This is a genomic window from Halomonas rhizosphaerae, from assembly GCF_030010555.1.
Taxonomy (GTDB): Bacteria; Pseudomonadota; Gammaproteobacteria; order Pseudomonadales; family Halomonadaceae; genus Halomonas; species Halomonas rhizosphaerae.
In genome coordinates this window covers 58,942-74,964 of sequence record NZ_JASCQP010000007.1, presented here as the reverse complement: position 1 = coordinate 74,964, position 16,023 = coordinate 58,942, and the positions used below count along the sequence as shown (strand labels likewise).

General features: G+C 65.7%; 15 protein-coding genes. 10 read left to right on the top strand and 5 right to left on the bottom strand.

The window, feature by feature from the left end:
* Nucleotides 1–5 precede the first annotated feature (5 nt).
* The 4 genes from hemJ to QLQ83_RS02075 all read left to right on the top strand — a co-directional run bounded on the left by hemJ (nt 6) and on the right by QLQ83_RS02075 (nt 4,039).
* Nucleotides 6–437, top strand: a complete 432-nt coding sequence (gene hemJ / locus QLQ83_RS02090; protein ID WP_282733922.1) for a protoporphyrinogen oxidase HemJ — start codon at nt 6–8, stop codon at nt 435–437.
* On the top strand, nt 437–1,297 hold the full coding sequence (thiD, locus tag QLQ83_RS02085; RefSeq protein ID WP_282733921.1) for a bifunctional hydroxymethylpyrimidine kinase/phosphomethylpyrimidine kinase: 861 nt from the start codon (nt 437–439) through the stop codon (nt 1,295–1,297). Before hemJ ends, thiD begins: the two co-directional genes overlap by 1 nt.
* 175 nt (nt 1,298–1,472) lie before the next feature.
* Nucleotides 1,473–2,762 (top strand): glutamate-1-semialdehyde 2,1-aminomutase, encoded by a 1,290-nt coding sequence (gene hemL / locus QLQ83_RS02080; protein WP_282733920.1) that lies wholly within the window; start codon nt 1,473–1,475, stop codon nt 2,760–2,762.
* A gap of 29 nt (nt 2,763–2,791) precedes the next feature.
* Nucleotides 2,792–4,039 (top strand): bifunctional aminoglycoside phosphotransferase/ATP-binding protein, encoded by a 1,248-nt coding sequence (locus QLQ83_RS02075; RefSeq protein ID WP_282733919.1) that lies wholly within the window; start codon nt 2,792–2,794, stop codon nt 4,037–4,039.
* Nucleotides 4,040–4,046: 7 nt separating this feature from the next.
* On the opposite strand, the gene QLQ83_RS02070 is transcribed toward QLQ83_RS02075, so the two are convergent.
* Nucleotides 4,047–4,745 carry a LuxR C-terminal-related transcriptional regulator gene (locus tag QLQ83_RS02070; RefSeq protein WP_282733918.1) on the bottom strand — a complete coding sequence of 233 codons (699 nt, stop codon included), beginning with the start codon at nt 4,743–4,745 and terminating at the stop codon, nt 4,047–4,049.
* A 406-nt stretch (nt 4,746–5,151) separates the two neighbouring features.
* Here QLQ83_RS02070 and rdgB point away from each other — a divergent pair, with 406 nt between their 5' ends.
* The 4 genes from rdgB to QLQ83_RS02050 all read left to right on the top strand — a co-directional run bounded on the left by rdgB (nt 5,152) and on the right by QLQ83_RS02050 (nt 8,612).
* Nucleotides 5,152–5,763, top strand: a complete 612-nt coding sequence (rdgB, locus tag QLQ83_RS02065) for an RdgB/HAM1 family non-canonical purine NTP pyrophosphatase (RefSeq protein WP_282733917.1) — start codon at nt 5,152–5,154, stop codon at nt 5,761–5,763.
* Complete coding sequence (gene hemW, locus QLQ83_RS02060) at nt 5,760–6,962, top strand: radical SAM family heme chaperone HemW (protein ID WP_282733916.1); 1,203 nt, start codon at nt 5,760–5,762, stop codon at nt 6,960–6,962. Before rdgB ends, hemW begins: the two co-directional genes overlap by 4 nt.
* 30 nt (nt 6,963–6,992) lie before the next feature.
* The gene (locus QLQ83_RS02055; RefSeq protein WP_282733915.1) at nt 6,993–7,676 is read left to right on the top strand and encodes an OmpA family protein; all 684 of its coding nucleotides are present in this window, start codon (nt 6,993–6,995) and stop codon (nt 7,674–7,676) included.
* 87 nt (nt 7,677–7,763) lie between these two features.
* On the top strand, nt 7,764–8,612 hold the full coding sequence (locus QLQ83_RS02050) for a 23S rRNA (adenine(2030)-N(6))-methyltransferase RlmJ (RefSeq protein WP_282733914.1): 849 nt from the start codon (nt 7,764–7,766) through the stop codon (nt 8,610–8,612).
* Between the two features lie 279 nt (nt 8,613–8,891).
* Here the strand turns inward: QLQ83_RS02050 and mnmE are convergent, their stop codons facing one another.
* The 4 genes from mnmE to rpmH all read right to left on the bottom strand — a co-directional run bounded on the left by mnmE (nt 8,892) and on the right by rpmH (nt 12,831).
* Nucleotides 8,892–10,262 (bottom strand): tRNA uridine-5-carboxymethylaminomethyl(34) synthesis GTPase MnmE, encoded by a 1,371-nt coding sequence (mnmE, locus tag QLQ83_RS02045; RefSeq protein ID WP_282733913.1) that lies wholly within the window; start codon nt 10,260–10,262, stop codon nt 8,892–8,894.
* Between the two features lie 102 nt (nt 10,263–10,364).
* Nucleotides 10,365–12,062 carry a membrane protein insertase YidC gene (yidC, locus tag QLQ83_RS02040; RefSeq protein WP_282733912.1) on the bottom strand — a complete coding sequence of 566 codons (1,698 nt, stop codon included), beginning with the start codon at nt 12,060–12,062 and terminating at the stop codon, nt 10,365–10,367.
* A gap of 204 nt (nt 12,063–12,266) precedes the next feature.
* Nucleotides 12,267–12,683, bottom strand: coding sequence for a ribonuclease P protein component (gene rnpA, locus QLQ83_RS02035; protein WP_282733911.1), 417 nt, complete (start codon nt 12,681–12,683; stop codon nt 12,267–12,269).
* 13 nt (nt 12,684–12,696) lie between these two features.
* Nucleotides 12,697–12,831 carry a 50S ribosomal protein L34 gene (rpmH, locus tag QLQ83_RS02030; RefSeq protein ID WP_010626003.1) on the bottom strand — a complete coding sequence of 45 codons (135 nt, stop codon included), beginning with the start codon at nt 12,829–12,831 and terminating at the stop codon, nt 12,697–12,699.
* A gap of 508 nt (nt 12,832–13,339) precedes the next feature.
* On the opposite strand from rpmH, the gene dnaA reads away from it, so the two are divergent.
* Nucleotides 13,340–14,803: a chromosomal replication initiator protein DnaA gene (dnaA, locus tag QLQ83_RS02025; RefSeq protein ID WP_282733910.1), complete on the top strand. Its 1,464-nt coding sequence runs from the start codon at nt 13,340–13,342 to the stop codon at nt 14,801–14,803.
* A 61-nt stretch (nt 14,804–14,864) separates the two neighbouring features.
* Nucleotides 14,865–15,968, top strand: a complete 1,104-nt coding sequence (gene dnaN, locus QLQ83_RS02020; RefSeq protein WP_282733909.1) for a DNA polymerase III subunit beta — start codon at nt 14,865–14,867, stop codon at nt 15,966–15,968.
* Nucleotides 15,969–16,023 lie beyond the last annotated feature (55 nt).

The following is a 16,023-nucleotide window of genomic DNA, read 5'->3' as shown; positions in this document are numbered from 1 at the left end:
TCGTCATGTATCTGTGGATGAAGGCCCTGCACCTGGTGGCCATGGTGACCTGGTTCGCCGCCCTGTTCTATCTGCCGCGCCTCTATGTCTACCACGCCATGGCGCGGGACAGGGGCGAACAGCAGGCCATCGATCACTTCCTGGTGATGGAGCGCAAGCTCTACCGCGGGATCATGACGCCGTCGATGATCGCCGTGCTGCTGTTCGGGGGTGCCCTGCTGGTGCTCAATCCCGCCTGGTTCGCTCAGGGCTGGATCCATGCCAAGCTGCTGCTGGTGGTATTGCTGGTGGGCTATCACCATGTCTGCCTGATCTACCTGAAGCAGTTCGCCGAAGCGCGCTGTCGGCGCGGCCATGTGTTCTTTCGCTGGTTCAACGAGCTACCGGTGATCGCCCTGCTGCTGATCATCTTCCTGGCCGTGCTGAAGCCCTTCTGATGGCCGATTCCCCTGAACTCTCCCCCCACCTGCCGACGGTGCTGGTGCTGTCCGGCCACGACCCCACCGGCGGTGCCGGCCTGGTCGCCGACAGCGAGGCGGTGGCGGCCTGCGGCGGTTGGGCGCTGACCGTGCCCACGGCACTGACGGTGCAGAACTGCCGGGACGTGAGCGCGGTGAGGCCCGTGTCCGCCGCTGACCTGTACGCCATGGCGGCGGCCCTGGACGACTTCGAGATCGCCGCGATCAAGATTGGCCTGGTGCCGGATGGCGCCGTGCTGGATGCCGTGGTGGATATCATGCGGCGCCGGCCGGGGGTACCGGTGGTGATGGATCCGGTACTGAGGGCCGGCGGTGGCAGTGACTTGTCCACAGCCGAGCTCATCGACGCCATGTGCCGTCACCTGCTGCCGCATGTGGATATCCTGACACCCAACCGCCAGGAGCTGGCCCGGCTGGCGGGAGACGAATTCGACGATGACACCGAGCGGGCGGTGAGGCTGATGTCCCTCGGCTGCCAGGCCCTGCTGGTCACCGGCACCGACCACCCCGCGGGACGGGTGCCGGCCGACCGGGTGGAACATACCCTGCATGCACCGGAGACCAGCCGGCAGTGGACCTGGCCGCGACTCGGGGGGCGCTTCCACGGTTCCGGCTGTACCCTGGCGAGTGCGCTGGCGGCGCGCCTGGCATCGGGCGAGTCACTGGTCACGGCCTGCGAGCAGGCGCAGGCCTTCACCTGGCAGGCGCTGGCCCATGGCTGGCAGCCGGGGCAGGACCAGCGGCTGCCGCGGCGCCTCTGGCAGTTGCCGGCGCGGCCCGCCTTTCTCGCCATCGACGCCGCGACGCCGCCGGGATGACGGGCGGGCTGGTCATCGCTTCCCCGGCAGACGAGAATGGGGCGGAACCGGCAGAGGCGCGGTCAAGCGTCGTTCGACGACATTCACCGACGCTTCACTGTCCGTCACGAGGTTATCCAGAGATCTATCCACAGCCCGCCTGGCCGGGCACGCATCAACAGGGCAAGAGGTTGACATGACCACATCCGCACAGCTCTTCGAGCAGGCCTGCCGCCACATTCCCGGCGGGGTCAACTCGCCGGTTCGCGCCTTCAAGGGGATGGACCGTCCCCCGGTGTTCATGGAGCGTGCCCGCGGCGCCTATCTCTTCGATGTGGAGGGCAAGCGCTATGTCGACTACGTCGGTTCCTGGGGGCCCATGATCACCGGTCACGCCGACCCCGAGGTGCTGGGCGCGGTGCGTGAGCGGCTCGACAGCGGCCTCTCCTTCGGCACCCCCACGGCCATCGAGACCACCATGGCCGACCTGATCTGCGAGATGATCCCCACCATCGAGATGGTACGCATGGTCAATTCCGGTACCGAGGCCACCATGTCAGCGATTCGCCTGGCACGCGGCTATACCGGCCGCGACAAGATCGTCAAGTTCGAGGGCAACTACCACGGCCACTCCGACTCGCTGCTGGTCAAGGCCGGCTCGGGCGCCCTCACTCACGGTGAGCCCAGTTCCCCCGGGGTGCCGGCCTCCCTGGCCGAGCACACCGTGACCCTCTCCTTCAACGATCCCGATGCCGTGGAGCAGTGCTTCGAGGAGATCGGCAGCGAGGTGGCCTGCATCATCGTCGAGCCGGTGGCCGGCAACATGAACTGCATCCCGCCGCAGCCGGGCTTTCTGGAGACCCTGCGGCGCGTCTGCGACCAGCACGGCAGCGTGCTGATCTTCGACGAGGTGATGACCGGCTTCCGCGTGGCGATGGGGGGCGCCCAGGCCCATTACGGCATCGAGCCGGACCTCACCTGCCTGGGCAAGATCGTCGGCGGTGGCATGCCGGTGGGTGCCTTCGGCGGTCGTAGCGAGATCATGGAGGTGATCTCGCCGCTCGGTCCCGTCTACCAGGCCGGCACCCTCTCCGGCAATCCGCTGGCCATGGCGGCCGGCATCACCCTGCTCGGGAAGCTTCGCCAGCCGGGCTTTCACGATGCCCTGGCGCAGCGGGTCGAGACCCTCTGCCACGGTCTTCAGGAGAGGGCCGATGCCGCGGGTATCGACATGATCACCCAGCGTGCCGGCGGCATGTTCGGGATCTTCTTCACCGGCCAGAGCCGGGTCGACAACTTCGCCCAGGCCACCGCCTGCGATGCCGATGCCTTCCGTCGCTTCTTCTCCCTGATGCTCGACCAGGGGGTCTACCTGGCGCCGTCGGCCTTCGAGGCGGGCTTCATGTCCAGTGCCCATGCCCCGGAGGACATCCAGCTGACCCTGGACGCTGCCGAGAAGGCATTCGCGGCGATGAAGCCGGCCTGAGACTCCACCTCCATAACGGGAGACCCCAGATGAGCCAGACAGATGCCGATCAAGCGGCCTCCTGCGAGGAGGCGCTGCAGCTGGAGGAGCTGGTCGACCGGCTGGTGGCCTTCCATCGCCGCTCGCGCGGCGCGGCTGGGCCCGAAGATGCCGGGCTGGCTGCCTTCCGGGAACGCCTCGACGGGGAAGTGGCGGCCATCGAGCCGCTGCTCGCCGGGGAGGAGGATCGCCAGCGTCTGGCCTGTCTTCGGCAGTGGCTCGAACAGGACCTCGCGCGACTGGCGCCGGTCTTCCTGGCACGCCGGGAGCGCGTGCTGGCGGCCAGCTGGGCCGTCGCGCATCCCGACAGTCGGCTCTGCGACCAGGGTCGGGTGCTGCTGGCCAATGCCATCGGTCGGGACCTCCAGGGGCCCGGGTGGGAGGGCATCGTCGACCCGGGCAGCGACCTGGCCTCGCTGCTGGTGGGACTGGAATCCCATGGCGAGACCGGCCTGGCACGCCAGGCCCTCGATGGCTACCTGCGGCGGTCCGGGGACTATGGGCTGGCTCGCCTGCTCTCGGCCTTCCGTGTCGTCGAGGCCCTGGCCGGTGCGCGCCGCGCCCTGCAGCGCCATCAGGCTGCCGGTGAGGACGGCGAACGCCCTGCCCTGCTGGCCGAGACCATGCGGGAGTGCCGTGGGTACCTGGACCTGGCCGAGGCCTATGCCGAGTTCCGCTTCCCGCCGCTGATCATCGGCATCGGTGTCTCGGGCAGTGGCAAGAGCCGCTTCACCCGGACCCTCGTCGGTCGTCTGGGGGCCGTTCGCCTCTGTTCGGATGTGGAGCGCCGACGGCTTCACGGCATCGATCCACAGGCGGTCGTGAGGGAATCGCCTGTGGACATCTTTGCCCGGGAAGCCACCGAGCGGACCTATCGTCGACTGGCCGAATGTGCCGGCACGCTTCTGGAGGCGGGTTTCCCGACCTGCGTCGATGGCACCTTCCTGAAGCGGGAGCAGCGGGATCTCCTGCGCCAGCAAGCCGAGGCCCGTGGCCTGCCGGTGCTGCTGGTCAGCTTCGAGGCCGATGACGTCACGCTGCACCGGCGCATCGACAAGCGCGCCCGGCGTCACAGCGTCCCGGTGGAGGACAGTCTCGCCATACTGGCGCGCCAGCAGGCCGACTTCGAGGCCTTCGGCGACGAGGAGCGCCTGCACCTGCTGCACCTCGATACCACGGCGGACAATGCCGCCGAGACCCTGGCGGGTCTGATCCAGGATCACGTGCGACTGATCTGAGGACCTCTCAGGTGCCGTTGGGTGGTTGGTGACTGGCCTCGCGCTGGCGGCGACCCACCAGCGGCGGCGGGGCACCGAGGTTCTGGCGGGCCCAGTTCACCGCCTGCAGGCGGTTGTGCACCTTGATCTTGCGGAAGATGTTGTAAAGATGGGACTTGACGGTGTGCTCGCTGACGAACAGCTGGTCGGCGATCTCGATGTTCGAGGCCCCCGTACCCAGCATGGCGATGATCTCCAGTTCCCGGTGGGTCAGGCCGCAGACCGGCCGATAGGAGTTGAGTTGCTGGCGGCGAAAGAACTGGATCATCCGCGTCATCAACGTGCGTGACATCCACAGGTTGCCTTCCAGCAGGATCTTCAGCCCCTTGCAGATCATGTCCAGCGAGTCGCTGCGGTAGAAGACGCCCTGCAGGTTCATGGCCGAGAGGACCTCGACGGCATGCTCCTCGTCCCGCAGGTTGAAGGCGGCCAGCGACATGTCGCCGGCCTCGGCCGCCCTGACATGCCACTGCTGCATGGTGGCCTCGTCGATATGATCCGCATCGAGCAGCACCACGGTCGGCGAGGCATCCTTGCCCTTCCACTCCGTTCCCGGCGCGACGACCGAGACCGGACAGTCGAGCTGATCGTGGAGATAGTTGATGAAGAGTTGTGACTGAGGGTTGTTGGCGGTGACCAGCAACACCAGGCTCTTCCCCTGTTCCATGGTGCGACCCCTTCGCAAGGCGCGGTTAACTTTCATTATGAGGCAATCAGCCATTTGTGGCATAAGCGCCACACTGGCTCTTAGTCTTGGGCATAATGTAATTTTTCGTTACTAACTTTTGGTTATAAATATGTGCTTTTTTGTTTTCGTTTGTTTATAGTTGGGCCGCCACCTAGCGCGATCAATGACTTGGCGCCGGAAGAGGGCTCGGCTACCCCTGCCGTCGATACCGCCTGCCAAGGAAATTCATCCTGGTGCTCGCGGTTTAACGACTTAATTTCTCATAATTAAGAATGAGAAAAGTAGTTGTTGTGGATGACATACTTTCAACTCCTTGGCCCAGCCGTTCCCCCTTGTGGTGTCGGCTCGTAGAATGGGCGACCCCTGACCGTCTGGAGAACCGACCATGACCCCAGCCCTGCTGGTCCTGGCCAGTGGCAATGCCGGCAAGCTGCGCGAGTTTCATCAGCTGCTCGCGCCGCTGGGCTTCGACGTACGGCCCCAGGCCGACTACGGCGTTGCCGACGTCGAGGAGACCGGCCTGACCTTCGTCGAGAACGCCCTCCTCAAGGCCCGGGAAGCCAGTCGCCTGAGCGGTCTGCCTGCCCTGGCTGATGATTCCGGCCTGGAGGTTGATGCCCTGAACGGGGCGCCCGGCATCTACTCCGCGCGCTTTGCGGGTGAGCCGAAGAGCGATGCGCGCAATAACGCCCAGCTGCTGGCGTCCCTGGCCGAGGTGCCGGAGGGGCGTCGCCGGGCCCGCTACTGGTGCGTGCTGGTGCTGCTGCGTCATGCCGACGACCCGGTGCCGCTGATCGTGCAGCGTAGCTGGGAAGGCGAGATCCTGCAGGCTCCCCGTGGAGAGGGGGGCTTCGGCTATGACCCGCTCTTCTGGCTCCCGGACCAGGGAGCGAGTGCCGCCGAGCTCACCGCCGAGCAGAAGAACCGGCTTAGCCACCGCGGGCGGGCCCTGCAGGCGCTGGTGGCGGCGATGGATGCCGGACGAGATCGTCCATGAGCGCCCTTAACGAGTCTGCGCGTGCAGTGCCGCCGCTCTCGCTCTATGTCCATGTCCCCTGGTGCGTGCGCAAGTGCCCCTACTGCGATTTCAACTCCCACGGGGTAGGGCGGAGCGCCGAACTTCCCGAGGCGAGCTACCTCGAGGCGCTGATCGCGGATCTCGAGGCCGACCTGCCGCTGGCCGCGGAGCGTGAGCTGGTGAGCATCTTCATCGGCGGTGGTACTCCGAGCCTGATGTCGTCCGGTTTCTACGAGAGACTGCTGCAGGCCGTGGCGAGCCGGCTTCCGCTGGCAGCAGACATCGAGATTACCCTGGAAGCGAACCCCGGTACCCTGGAGCGGGGACGTTTCGCCGGCTACCGGGCGGCGGGGATCAACCGCCTGTCGCTGGGCGTGCAGAGCTTCCAGGATGCGCAACTGGCGGCCCTGGGACGTATCCATGGCGGTGACGATGCCGTGGCGGCTGTCGAGGAGGCGCGTCAAGCGGGGTTTGACAACCTCAACCTCGACCTGATGCACGGCCTTCCCCAACAGACGCCGGCATTGGCGCTGGCCGATCTCGACCAGGCCCTTTCGCTCTCCCCGGAGCACCTGTCCTGGTACCAGCTGACCTTGGAGCCCAATACCGAATTCCACGCCTTTCCGCCTGAGCTGCCCGTGGAGGAGGTCCTGTGGGACATCCAGGACCTGGGACACGAGCGCCTGGAGGCCGCCGGCCTGGAGCGCTACGAGATTTCCGCCTATGCCCGTTCTGGTCGGGGCTCGCGACACAACCTCAACTACTGGCGCTTCGGCGACTATCTGGGGATCGGGGCCGGTGCCCATGGCAAGCTCAGCGTCCCGGGAGCCGAAGGCCTGCAGATCCAGCGCCGCTGGAAATCGCGACTGCCCGATGCCTACCTGCGCCGGCTCGATGACCCGAGGGGATTCGTTGCCGGTCGATTCGACATCGATGAGCGGGAGCTGCCGCTGGAATTCGCCATGAATGCCCTGCGCCTGGTGGAGGGGGTACCCCTGTCGATCTGGAAGGCCCATACGGGTCGCGGGACGCGGGCGTTGCTCTCCAGGCTGGTCGCGGCCCGTGAAAAAGGACTTCTTGTGGAAGATGCCGACTGGCTTAGGGCATCACCTCAAGGTCTACTATTCTTGAACGAGCTGCTGGCTCTGATCGATGATGAGCGGGCCAGTGAAGGATGATATTCCTCAACCCAAGGAGAAGAGGACACCATGAGCAGATCGATCCGACTGATTGCACCCCTGGCCGCCGCCGCGCTGCTGGTAGGCTGTACCACCACCGACCCCTATAGCGGGGAGACCCAGCGTAGCCAGACCGGGACGGGGGCGGCCATCGGCGCCGCCGTTGGCGCTGCTGCCGGTGCCCTCAGTGGTGACGGAAGCACCAGCCGGCGCGATCGCGCCCTGATCGGCGCCGCCGTGGGGGCCGCCGCCGGCGGTGGCATCGGCGCCTACATGGATCGTCAGGAGGAGCAACTGCGTCAGAGCACCCAAGGCACCGGCATCGGCGTTGATCGCCGCGGTGACGATATCGTGCTCAACATGCCGAGCGAGGTAACCTTCGATTTCGACTCCAGTGATCTGACGTCCGGTGCGCGCAATGCCCTCAATGACGTGGCCTCGGTGCTGCAGCAGTATCCCGACACCCGGGTCAATATCGCCGGCCATACCGACAGCACCGGTGATGCCGGTTACAACCAGCGGCTCTCCGAGCGTCGTGCCGATTCGGTGGGCAACTATCTGGCCCAGTCCGGCGTGTCGCGCAACCGCTTGAACATGCGCGGCTATGGTGAGAACCAGCCGGTGGCGAGCAACGACACCGAGCAGGGCCGGGCTCAGAACCGGCGGGTGGAGGTTACCCTGTCACCCATCGAGGACCGCTTCCAGGAGCAGTAAGCAAGCTTCCTTAAGCCCTTACCCCGGGCCCGTCACTGCAAGGCAGTGACGGGCCCTTTTGTCTTGCCGACTCACGGATCTCCTTCCATGCTTTCCTATCAGCATGCCTATCATGCAGGCAATTTCGCCGACGTTCACAAGCATCTGACGCTTTTTGCGGTCATCGATCATTTGTTACGTAAGGAATCACCTGTTACGTACATGGATACCCATGCCGGTCGCGGCCTCTACCCGCTGGCGGCGGAGGAGACCGCGAGGCTCGGGGAGTACCGTAAGGGCTTTGCTCGGCTATGGCAGGCGAGAACGCACGTGGCTGACGACCCGCTGCTCGGCGACTGGCTCGCGGCGGTCGGGCGGGTCCAGGCACGGGACGGCACTCTCGACCACTATCCTGGCTCGCCATGGTGGCTGTCGGACCGGTTGCGTGCCAGTGACCGGCTGATGCTCTTCGAGCTGCACCCCGGAGAGCATGGCCACCTGACCCGTCAGGCACTGCCTGACAATGTTCAGCGCATCCATGGTGACGGTCTCGAGGGGCTGGTGAAGTGCCTGCCGGTGGCCACCCCGCGGCTCTGTGTGCTGGTCGACCCCAGCTACGAGCGCAAGGCGGAGTATGGCGAGGTGGTTGATGCGGTGCTCAAGGCCATGCGCAGGGCACGCCATGCCGTCGTGCTGGTCTGGTACCCCCTGCTGCCGGCCGGCCGCCATCGGGAGCTGCTGGAGGGCCTGCGCGAGGGCGGCCTGCGCAAGATCTGGCGTAGTGAGCTGAGGCTGCGCGAGCCCCAGGAGGGCGAGCGTGGCATGGTCGGCAGCGGCATGTTGGTGATCAATCCGCCCTGGGGGCTCGATACGCGGCTGGAAGCGGCCATGCGGCAGGTCACGCCGCTGCTGGGCGCGACCTGCCGCCATCATGGCGACTGGTGGGTCGGGGAGTAGGGTGACGGCCCTGCGGGAAGGGGCTACTTGCCGATACAGAAACTGCCGAAGATCTCGCCCAGCGGGGTGGTAACGACCGCGCTGTCAGCGCGGCCCTGCGGGAAGGGGCTACTTGCCGATACAGAAGCTACCGAAGATCTCACCCAGCGGGGTGGTATCGACCGCGCTGTCAGCGCGGCCCTGCGGGAAGGGGCTACTTGCCGATGCAGAAACTGCCGAAGATCTCACCCAGCGGGGGTGGTATCGACCGCGCTGTCGGCGCGGCCCTGCGGGAAGGGGCTACTTGCCGATACAGAAGCTACCGAAGATCTCACCCAGCAGGTCGTCCGCGCTGAACTCCCCGGTGATCTCGCCCAGCGCCTGCTGGGCGTCGCGCAGGTCTTCGGCAAGCAGCTCACCGGCCCCATAGCCGGCGAGCTGCGCCTCGCCGTTGGCGAGGGCCTGTCGGGCCCGGTCCAGGGCCTCCAGATGCCGGCGTCGGGCCGAGAAACGCCCTTCTGTGGTGGCGGCATAGCCCATCACCGCCTTGAGGTGCTCCCTGAGGCCATCCACCCCTGCGCCGCTCCTGGCCGAAAGCCGGATCACCGGGGTGGCGGCGTCAGCATCGATGCCGGGGGCTTCGTGGCTGGCGTCAATCTTGTTGCGCACGAGCGTCAGCCGCGAGGGGTCCCGAAGGCGTGCGACGAATTCGGGCCAGATGGCCATGGGGTCGATGGCCTCGGTGGTAGCCGCATCCACCATCAGCAGCACGCGATCGGCCTTCTCGATCTCCTCCCAGGCCCGGGCCACCCCGATCTTCTCCACCGCGTCCGGGGTATCGCGCAGCCCGGCCGTGTCGATGACGTGCAGGGGCATGCCATCCAGGTGGATATGCTCGCGGAGGACGTCCCGGGTGGTGCCCTCGATGTCGGTGACGATGGCGGTGTCCTGCTCGGTCAGCGCATTGAGCAGACTCGACTTGCCGGCATTGGGGCGCCCGGCGATCACCACGCTCATGCCTTCCCGCATCAGGGCCCCCTGACCCGCGGCGGCCCGCACCTCGGCCAGTTCCGACTGGACCGCCGCCAGCCGGATGGCGACATGCCCGTCGGCGAGAAAGTCGATCTCCTCCTCCGGGAAGTCGATGGCCGCCTCGACGTACATGCGCAGCTCGATCAGCCGCTGGACCAGCGACGCCACGCGACGCGAGAACTCGCCCTGCAGGGAGCGCAGGGCGTTCTCGGCCGCCCCCCGGGAACTGGCCTCGATCAGGTCGGCAATGGCCTCGGCCTGGGCCAGGTCCAGCTTGTCGTTGAGGAAGGCGCGCTCCGAGAACTCCCCCGGGCGGGCGAGCCGTGCCCCCAGCTGCACGCAGCGCTCGAGCAGCAGGTCCATGATCATCGTGCCACCATGCCCCTGCAGTTCCAGGACATCTTCGCCGGTGAAGGAGTGGGGCCCCGGGAAGAACAGCGCGATGCCCTCGTCGATTACCGCGGATTCGCCGTGGAAGGGGCCGTAGTGGGCGTATCGCGGGGCCGGGCAGTGGCCCACCATGGCCTCGGCGATCGTCGTGCAGGCGGGCCCGGAGACGCGGATGATGCCCACGCCGCCGCGTCCCGGAGGGGTGGCCAGGGCGGTGATGGTGTCCTGATCATGGAGACTGGCGGTCATCGGCGGCACCTCTGCTGGAAGGGAAACATTGTCCGGGTCGGGCCCCGCAAACGCCAGACCCCCGCCGGGGCGGGGGTCTGGGTGTCGGGGAGAAGCACCGCGTTACTTGGTCTTCATGCCCTTGCCGATACTCGGGTCGGCCTCGATCTTGCGGGTAATCGCATACTGCTGAACGATGGAGATGCAGTTGTTGACCACCCAGTAGATGACCAGGCCGGCCGGGAACCACAGGAAGAAGAAGGTGAAGACGATCGGCAGCATCTTCATGATCTTCGCCTGCATGGGGTCCGGAGGCGTCGGGTTGAGCATCTGCTGGACGAACATCGAGGCGCCCATCAGGATCGGCAGGATGAAGTACGGATCCTTCACCGACAGGTCCTGGATCCAGAACATGAAGGGTGCGTGGCGCAGCTCCACGGATTCCAGCAGCATCCAGTAGAGGGCGATGAATACCGGCATCTGCACCAGGATCGGCAGGCAGCCGCCCAGGGGATTGATCTTCTCCTTCTGGTAGAACTTCATCATCTCCTGGGACATCTTCTGGCGGTCGTCGCCGAACTGCTCCTTGAGGCGCTGCATCTCCGGGCCCAGCTTGCGCATGCGGGCCATGGACTTGTAGGCCTTGGCGGAGAGCGGCCACAGGGCCAGCTTCACCAGCAGGGTCAGCAGGACGATGGACCAGCCCCAGTTGCCGATCAGGTCGTGGATCTGGTCCAGCAACCAGAACAGCGGGTTGGCGATGAACCACAGCCAGCCGAAGTCCACCGTCAGCTCCAGGTGGGGGGCCACGGCCTCCAGTCGCTCCTGCACCTTGGGCCCCATGTAGAGGGTTGCCCCCAGCGCTGCCTCGCTGTTGGCGGCCACACTGCTGGTGGGGCCGGCGAAGGCGGCCACGTTGCGGCCGCGGGAGTCGGTGGTGGCGTAGAAGAGGTTCTGCTGGTTCTGGGCAGGGGCCCAGGCCGAGGTGAAGTAGTGCTGGATGATGGCGACCCAGCCCCCCTCGACGTCGCGGTTGTTGAAAGCGCCTTCCTGGATCTCCTCGAAGTCGACCTTCAGGTAGCGATCCTCCGGGGTCGAGTAGGCGGCGCCGAGGAAGGACTGCATGCCCAGGGCCGGACCGCTGGAGGGGTCGCTGCTGTTGTCGCGGGCCAGCTGGCCGATGAAGCGGGCCGTGACCGGCTCCTCGGTGTTGTTGGCCAGGAAGTAGTCCACGTCCACCGCGTAGCTGTCACGCTCGAAGGTGAAGCGCTTGATCACCTCCACGCCATTCACCTCGGCAGCCAGGTCGACCTCGAGTCGCTCGTCGTTCCCGCCCAGCCGGTATTCGGTCGACTCGGGGGTGAAGGTGATGCGTCCCTCGTGGCCCTCGAGCTGAAGCCCTGAGCGTGCCACATAGCTGCGACCCTCGCTGTCGGAGAGCAGCACATAGGGTCGGTCGGAGTCGAGGCTGAAGCGGTGCTGGGGCAGCGCCGCATAGACGATGTCCCCGCCCTGGGGGTCGATGCGGACATCGAGCACGTCGGTGACGACGGCCACCAGGTCACGGCTGCCCGAGGTAGAGGCGGCCTCGCCGGGGATCTCGCCGGTCATGTCGTCCGCCGGGCCGGCGGTCGCGGGGACCGAGAGGTCATCGCTGCCCGATGACGCCTGGTCCTGGCGAGCCCCTTCCTGGGCACTGCTTGTGATGGCGGGAGCTTGCGGCTCAGGGGTCACCTGTCCGTAGTCCTGATTCCACTGGACGATCAGCAGGTAGGCGAGTACCGCCAGGGGAATCACGAGGAGAAGTCGTTTTACGTCCATGAGGGGTCTGCCCGATGGGTAGTGAACATTCCGATGGTGCAACGCAGGTCGCCCACCCGAGATACACGAAAGCCTGCCGGAGGCAGGCTGGACAACGCGTGCAGGCTGGCTGCATCCGAGGCGTCAGCATGGAGGGGCGCAACGAGGATGGCAGTGGTCATGCCCATGCCGGCGCCGGGACGGACCGGCACGCAGGGGTGCCGGTCATCGTTCGCGGCCCGCGTCACCGCTTTCCGGGCTGAGCAAGTCCGTCCCGTAGGACGACCTGCGCGCCTCTCGCTCCAGGCGACGCCACATCCCGTGGAGCTGACGATGCACGGTGGCATTGTCCAGTTCATGGACTCCTCGTCTTGCCAGCACCACGATATCCACCGAGGGCAGGCGATACTGCTGAAGCCGGATGGATTCACGCACGATGCGCTTGAGGCGGTTTCGGTCGACGGCTCTGCGGACGTTCTTCTTGCTGAAGATCAGGCCGAGACGCGGATGACCTCGCTCATTGGGCGAGGCGAGGGCCATCAGCCCCTTGCCGTGGACCTTGAATGCAGCCGTTTCGAAGACACGTCGATAATCCCCGGCGGTCAGCAGTCGCAACTGCCGGGGATAGCCCTGACTGGACACGCGAGGGCCGCGGTCAGGCGCTCAGGCGCTTGCGGCCCTTGGCACGGCGACGGGCCAGAACGGCACGACCATTCTTGGTGGCCATGCGCGCGCGGAAGCCATGCACGCGCTTGCGCTTGAGGACGCTGGGTTGAAAAGTACGTTTCATAACTGGTTATTCCCACGTGGTTTTCGGAACGAATCGATCATTCGGAGACATCCGGATGCCGCTGGCGGACCCGGGGGTATTCGGTTCAAGACCGGAAATTGTAGTGATTTCAGCCTCGCGGTGCAATTCTTCCGTGCGTCCCGATGCTGCCGGCGGGGCCTGGCACCCTTCTTCCTCCTCGATGAGGCACCAGGCCATCACCGTCAGTGATCCGTGCCTGTTATCACTATTGGGGATATGTATTGTGAGCAAGCCATTATAAATCTTTAATATCAATGTGTTGTTGTCACGGTTTTGCTGTGGACAAGGTGGGGATGCTGCGGGGATGACTTGCCCCGGCAGTCGACGGAGCGGGCGGCATCCGCGGGCCTCTGGTTCTGCCCCGCATGGCCTCCCTGCGGCTCACGGAGGGGTTTTCCACAGACCGTGTCACGGCATCGGGCATGTGGATAACCCGTCGCCTGAACGATACAATAGGCGGTCGTTTTCAATGCAATGGTGAGGTCGCGTGTCACTGGCTCTCTGGCAACAATGTCTGGATACCCTGCAGGATGAACTGAATTCCCAGCAGTTCAATACCTGGATCCGCCCGCTGCAGGCGGAGGAAGGGGAATCCAACCAGTTGCGCCTTCTGGCGCCGAATCGCTTCGTGCGTGACTGGGTCAGCGACAAGTATGCCAAGCGGATCAGTGAACTGATGCGTGAGCTCTCGCCCGCCAAGCCGCCGAAGTTGGTACTGACCGTCGGCAGTCGTCGCGCGACGCCGTCCCCTCAGCCCCGTGAGCTGGGCCATCCCGTCTCGGCGGCGCGTGCCCCTGCCGCGCCGGCGGTCCAGGTGCCGCCGCGGGGGGATGTGGGGGACGAGCGCGAGATCGATCAGTTGCGCGAGGAAGGTGCAGGCCAGCGGCGTGGCGGCGAGCGTCAGGTGCAGGTGGAGGGGAGCCTCAAGCACAGCAGTGGTCTTAACCCCAACTTCACCTTCGAGACCTTCGTCGAGGGCAAGTCAAACCAGCTTGCCAGGGCCGCCTCTCGCCAGGTGTCCGAGAATCCCGGCGGCGCCTACAATCCGCTTTTCCTCTATGGCGGGGTCGGCCTCGGCAAGACCCACCTGATGCATGCCGTGGGCAATGCCCTGGCAACGCGACGCGAGAATGCCCGGGTGGTCTACCTGCATTCCGAGCGCTTCGTGGCCGACATGGTCAAGGCGCTGCAGCTCAATGCCATCAACGACTTCAAGCGCTTCTATCGCAGCGTCGATGCCCTGCTGATCGACGATATCCAGTTCTTCGCCGGCAAGGAGCGCTCCCAGGAGGAGTTCTTCCATACCTTCAATGCGCTGCTCGAGGGCGGCCAGCAGATGATCCTGACCTCTGATCGATACCCCAAGGAAATCAGTGGGGTAGAGGAGCGCCTGAAGTCGCGTTTCGGCTGGGGCCTGACGGTGGCCATCGAACCGCCGGAGCTGGAGACCCGTGTGGCGATCCTGATGAAGAAGGCCGATCAGGCCAAGGTCGACCTGCCCCACGACGCCGCCTTCTTCATCGCCCAGAAGATCCGCTCCAACGTGCGCGAGCTGGAGGGTGCCCTGAAAAAGGTGATCGCCGACTCCCACTTCATGGGCAAGACGATCACTCAGGACTTCATCCGCGAATCCCTCAAGGACCTGCTGGCGCTTCAGGACAAGCAGGTCGGTGTGGACAACATCCAGCGCACCGTGGCCGAGTACTACAAGATCAAGCTTGCCGACCTGCTCTCCAAGCGTCGTTCCCGCTCGGTGGCCCGGCCCCGGCAGGTTGCCATGGCCCTGGCCAAGGAGCTGACCAATCATAGCCTGCCGGAGATCGGAGATGCCTTCGGTGGCCGAGATCACACCACCGTGCTGCATGCCTGCCGCAAGGTGAAGGCGTTGCAGGAGGAGAGCGCGGACATCCGCGAGGACTACAAGAATCTGCTGCGGCTGTTGACCAGCTGAACGGAACACCAGCGGTCGGGTCGCCGGCCTCAACCCCTCCAGGACAAGTAGTGGAGCCGACATGAAATTTTCCATCTCCCGAGAAGCGCTGCTGCGCCCGCTGACGCTGGTTGCCGGCGTCGTGGAGCGACGCCAGACACTGCCGGTACTCTCCAACGTGCTGATTCAGGTCGACCAGGACCAGGTGTCCCTCACCGGTACCGATCTCGAGGTCGAGCTGATCGGCCGCACGGCCGCCAGCCTGGTGGAAGAGCCCGGCTCGGCTACCGTGCCGGCCCGCAAGCTCATGGACATCTGCAAGTCACTGCCGGACCAGTCCGAGATACAGCTTTCCCTCGAGGAGGGAAGGGCGGTGCTGCGCAGTGGTCGCTCGCGCTTCACCCTCTCGACCCTGCCGGTGGCCGAGTTTCCCAACATCGAGGATGACCCGGGTAACGTGGAGCTCAGCCTGCCGCGGGGTACCCTGAAGCACCTGATCGATGCGACCTCCTTCGCGATGGCCCAGCAGGACGTCCGCTATTACCTCAACGGCATGCTGCTCGAGCTGGGCAACAACCTGGTGCGCACCGTGGCTACCGATGGCCATCGTCTGGCCGTCTGCTCGCGTCCGGCCGAGATCCAGGTGGAGCCTTCCCAGAAGCTGATCGTGCCGCGCAAGGGGGTCCTGGAACTGGTGCGCCTGCTCGATGACGGCGAGGAACCGGTCAGTCTGACCCTTGGCGCCAGTCATGTACGGGCCCATACCGGTGACTTCACCTTCACGTCCAAGCTGGTCGACGGCAAGTTCCCCGACTACGAGCGGGTCGTGCCACGCGGGGGTGACAAGGTCTTCATCGCCGACCGTGCCGAGCTGCGCCAGGTGCTGTCACGCACGGCCATCCTTTCCAACGAGAAGTACCGTGGCGTGCGGCTGAATCTCGAGGAGGGCAACCTGCGGGTGATGGCCAACAACCCCGAGCAGGAAGAGGCCGAGGAGAACGTCGCCATCGAGTACAGCGGTCCGGCCATGGAGATCGGCTTCAACGTCGGCTATCTCGTCGACGTGCTCAGCGTGCTGGACGAGGACCGGGTGCAGATGACCCTGGCCGACCCCAACAGCAGTGCGCTGATGGAAGAGCCCGGCGGCGGCGACGCCATGTACGTCGTCATGCCGATGCGCCTCTGAGGCGCCGGCAGATGGCGCCCGTGCCGGGTGCCACCGCCGCGGTCGACCCTGCCTG

What these genes read in the sequence shown, in the direction of transcription:
- hemJ (WP_282733922.1), top strand. Translation starts at nt 6, where the DNA reads ATGTATCTGTGGATGAAGGCCCTGCACCTGGTGGCCATGGTGACCTGG.
- thiD (WP_282733921.1), top strand. Translation starts at nt 437, where the DNA reads ATGGCCGATTCCCCTGAACTCTCCCCCCACCTGCCGACGGTGCTGGTG.
- hemL (WP_282733920.1), top strand. Translation starts at nt 1,473, where the DNA reads ATGACCACATCCGCACAGCTCTTCGAGCAGGCCTGCCGCCACATTCCC.
- QLQ83_RS02075 (WP_282733919.1), top strand. Translation starts at nt 2,792, where the DNA reads ATGAGCCAGACAGATGCCGATCAAGCGGCCTCCTGCGAGGAGGCGCTG.
- QLQ83_RS02070 (WP_282733918.1), bottom strand. Translation starts at nt 4,745, where the DNA reads ATGGAACAGGGGAAGAGCCTGGTGTTGCTGGTCACCGCCAACAACCCT.
- rdgB (WP_282733917.1), top strand. Translation starts at nt 5,152, where the DNA reads ATGACCCCAGCCCTGCTGGTCCTGGCCAGTGGCAATGCCGGCAAGCTG.
- hemW (WP_282733916.1), top strand. Translation starts at nt 5,760, where the DNA reads ATGAGCGCCCTTAACGAGTCTGCGCGTGCAGTGCCGCCGCTCTCGCTC.
- QLQ83_RS02055 (WP_282733915.1), top strand. Translation starts at nt 6,993, where the DNA reads ATGAGCAGATCGATCCGACTGATTGCACCCCTGGCCGCCGCCGCGCTG.
- QLQ83_RS02050 (WP_282733914.1), top strand. Translation starts at nt 7,764, where the DNA reads ATGCTTTCCTATCAGCATGCCTATCATGCAGGCAATTTCGCCGACGTT.
- mnmE (WP_282733913.1), bottom strand. Translation starts at nt 10,262, where the DNA reads ATGACCGCCAGTCTCCATGATCAGGACACCATCACCGCCCTGGCCACC.
- yidC (WP_282733912.1), bottom strand. Translation starts at nt 12,062, where the DNA reads ATGGACGTAAAACGACTTCTCCTCGTGATTCCCCTGGCGGTACTCGCC.
- rpmH (WP_010626003.1), bottom strand. Translation starts at nt 12,831, where the DNA reads ATGAAACGTACTTTTCAACCCAGCGTCCTCAAGCGCAAGCGCGTGCAT.
- dnaN (WP_282733909.1), top strand. Translation starts at nt 14,865, where the DNA reads ATGAAATTTTCCATCTCCCGAGAAGCGCTGCTGCGCCCGCTGACGCTG.